A 3,089-nucleotide genomic window follows, 5' to 3' on the forward strand; every position below is an offset into this window, starting at 1 on the left:
TCCTCCCACCGTAGGCAGCCGCGCCCCGAGTTGCCCCGCCCGCGCGGCTGCCTACGGTGGGAGGAGGGGTCCAGCAGAGCGCGCCTCCCGCGGCACCGCCGCCTCCCGCCGCGCCCACCGCGGGCGCGTGAACCCGAGGAGCTCACCATGGCCACCAGGACCACCAGCGGGACCGGGACCTCCCGCTCGCTGCGCCGCTCCCCCGTCCAGGCGACCTCGCTGGTCGTGGGAGCGGTCTTCGTGCTCGTCGGGGTCGCGGGGTTCGTCCCCGGGGTCACGACCGACTACGACCGGCTCGCCGCCGCCGGGCACCACTCCGGCGCGATGCTGCTGGGCCTGTTCCAGGTGTCGGTGCTGCACAACCTGCTGCACCTCGCCCTCGGCGTCGTCGGCGTCCTCGCCGCGCGGACGGCCTCCGCCGCGCGCAGCTTCCTGGTCGCCGGGGGCCTCGCCTACGCCGCGCTGTGGGTCTACGGCCTCGTCGTCGCCCAGGACAGCCAGGCGAACCTCGTGCCGCTGAACACCGCCGACGACCGGCTGCACCTCGTGCTCGCCGTCGGCATGGTGCTGCTGGGCCTGCTCATGCCGCGCCGGGTGGACCTGAACGCCGCCCACCACCCCTGAGCCGTCCCCGGCCCGCGCGCGCACACCGCGAACCGCCCGGGGCGGACGTGCCCCGGGGACCCGAGGAAGAAGGAGAGACCGTGAGCTCCGACGAGCGCTCGACGCTGCCCGTGCCCGACTACGACCACCTGCCGGTGGCCACCCTCACCGACCGCATCCGCTCCCTGGACGCCGCCGGGGTGGGCGACCTCATCGTCTACGAGGAGGCGCACGGGGCGCGCGAGCCGGTCCTCACGGTGCTGCGGGCGCGCGCCGACCAGCTCGCCGCCGGCGCGCAGCCCTCCGGCGGGAACCCGGCCGGGGCGCAGCCCGAGCACGCCCCGGCCGCGCAGGGCCCGGGCCTCAGCCCGAGCACCACCAACGCCCCGCCGGTCAACCCTCCGTCTCACGGGGACCCGACGAACCCGGCGCAGCCGCGCGGCTGACCCGCCCCGCCGGCGCGACCGGCCTGGCGGCGTGCGGTACCCGGCCCCCCGAGTACCGCACGCCGCCGCGCGCCCGGGCGCCGATCGCCGCCCACACGCACACCGCCCGCTCCGCGGCCCACAGCGGCGCCCACAGCGCCGCCGTGGCCGGGTAGTGCTCCCGGCCGCCGTGCCGGCGCCGGCCCACCTCGGCCACCGCCGCCGCGGCCAGCGCCCCGGCCCCCGCGGCCGCCGCGCCCCGCCCGCGGCGGGCGGCCAGCACCAGCAGCGGCAGCCACGAGGCCTCCACCGCCAGCCGCCACGGCTGGGCGAAGTCGTCGTAGGCCTGGCGCACCCGCTGGCCGGCGAAGTGCCGCGCCGTGGGCGGCAGGCGCCGCACGTACACGTCCGAGGCCGCGACGACGCGCCCGCCGGCGGCCTCGACCGTGCGCAGCATCTGCAGGTTCTCGAACAGCACGTCGCCGTCGTAACCGCCCATCGCCTCGAACGTGCTGCGGCGCACGGCGATCGTGCCGGGGTAGTCGGCGCCGAAGGCGCGGTTGACCAGCGAGCGGGCGGTGTCCCAGCGGGCGTGCCAGGGAGCGGGGGAGAACACGTTCTGCGGGCGCACCGCGTCCGCGCCGCCCTCCAGCGCGGCCACCACCGCCACCAGCTCCGCCGGCCCGTAGCGCACGTCGTCGTCGGCGACGACGACGTGCTCGTGGCGCGCGCCCAGCACGCCGGTGACCACCCCGGCGACCTTGCCGTTGCGGCCCGGCCAGGGGCGCGGGCGCACGTGCCGCACCCCCGGCGCGCGCGTCCAGCTGGCCGCGTGCCGGGCGAAGTCCTCCTCCGGGGAGCCGTCCACGACGGTGACGTCCACCAGCACCGACAGCGCCTGCAGGTAGGCCGCCACCTCGCCCACCTCGGCGTCGGGGCGCCCGGACCAGCGCAGCGGCACCACGTACTCCGCCACCGGACGGCGGGGCACCGCCCCGCCCGGCGTCAGGACCACGGCGCCAGCAGCGAGGTGCGGCCGTCCTCCCAGCTGCTCAGCTGGTGCTCGCCGGCCAGCGCGTCCAGCGCCAGGCACGCCGCCGCGCCGAACAGCACGTCCGCGGCGATGCCCGGCTCGCGGCGCGCCAGCGCCCCGGCCAGGTCGCGGCCGGCGATCTGCTCGTGCACGGCGTCGGCCTGCACGTGCTCGTCGAAGAACCACGTCGCGTCGGCGTCGAAGCCCAGGCGGCGCAGCCCGTTGCCGTAGGCCTTGTTCGGCAGCGAGGACGTCATCTCGAACACCGCCAGGTGCCCGACGATCGCCCCGCGCAGGCGGCGGTGCAGCCCGAACAGCGACATCGCGTTCGTGCCGACCAGCGTGGTGCCCGGCACCGAGGGCAGGTACCGGCCGTAGGCGTCGTCGAGGCCCAGCGCGCGCATCGTGCGGGCGAACAGCGCCGAGTGCATCCGCTCGGGGCGGCCGCCGCCGTACTCGTCGGCCTGCACCTCCACCAGCGCCGCCTTCGGCCCGCCGGCCAGGCGCGGCACCGCCCACGTGTGCGGGTCCGCCTCCTTCAGGTGGTAGATCGAGCGGTGCACCAGGAACTCGCGCACCTGCTCCACGTCCGCGCGCCGCTGCAGGAACGCGCTGACGCTCGGCCCGCCGTCCTCGGCGGCCATCGCGAACAGCGTCTCGGCGACGTCCTCCGCGGGCACCTCGGGCACCTGCACGAGCGCGCGCACCGCCGCCTCGAAGGGGCCCTCCAGCTCCTCGCGCACGCCCAGCAGGCCCAGGTCCCACTCCAGGGCGTCGTCCACGCCCTCCAGGCCGCGGTAGTGCAGCTCGTACAGCAGGAACAGCGACAGCTGCACGTCCTCGTCGCGCAGCAGGTCGCCGGAGGCGGCGGCGGTGCGCGCGGCCAGGGCGCGCAGCTCGCCGGCGCCCGCGGCGCCGGGCTCGGCGCGCAGGTGCCGCAGCAGCGCCGCGCTCAGCCCGCCGCGCGCCGGCGGCAGCGGCAGGCGCCCGTCCGCGGCGCTCGCGGCCGGGTCCGGGGCGTGCACGAC

4 protein-coding genes are annotated in these 3,089 nt (G+C 78.0%); 2 read left to right on the plus strand and 2 right to left on the minus strand.

All coding sequences use genetic code 11. The features are described 5' to 3' along the window. Nucleotides 1-147: 147 nt before the first annotated feature. Nucleotides 148-624, plus strand: coding sequence for a DUF4383 domain-containing protein (locus GTR00_RS17890; RefSeq protein ID WP_166612933.1), 477 nt, complete (start codon nucleotides 148-150; stop codon nucleotides 622-624). 80 nt (nucleotides 625-704) lie between these two features. Beyond that, nucleotides 705-1,049 carry a hypothetical protein gene (locus GTR00_RS17895; RefSeq protein WP_166612934.1) on the plus strand — a complete coding sequence of 115 codons (345 nt, stop codon included), beginning with the start codon at nucleotides 705-707 and terminating at the stop codon, nucleotides 1,047-1,049. On the opposite strand, the gene GTR00_RS17900 is transcribed toward GTR00_RS17895, so the two are convergent. Then, nucleotides 997-2,043, minus strand: a complete 1,047-nt coding sequence (locus GTR00_RS17900) for a glycosyltransferase (protein WP_205706103.1) — start codon at nucleotides 2,041-2,043, stop codon at nucleotides 997-999. The two genes, GTR00_RS17895 and GTR00_RS17900, sit on opposite strands and share 53 nt — an antisense overlap. Next, on the minus strand, nucleotides 2,034-3,086 hold the full coding sequence (locus tag GTR00_RS17905) for an iron-containing redox enzyme family protein (protein WP_407659726.1): 1,053 nt from the start codon (nucleotides 3,084-3,086) through the stop codon (nucleotides 2,034-2,036). The genes GTR00_RS17900 and GTR00_RS17905 overlap by 10 nt, the downstream gene beginning before the upstream one ends. Nucleotides 3,087-3,089 lie beyond the last annotated feature (3 nt).

Origin of the sequence: Kineococcus indalonis (assembly GCF_009906395.1) — a bacterium.
In the GTDB taxonomy this organism is placed as follows: Bacteria; Actinomycetota; Actinomycetes; order Actinomycetales; family Kineococcaceae; genus Kineococcus; species Kineococcus indalonis.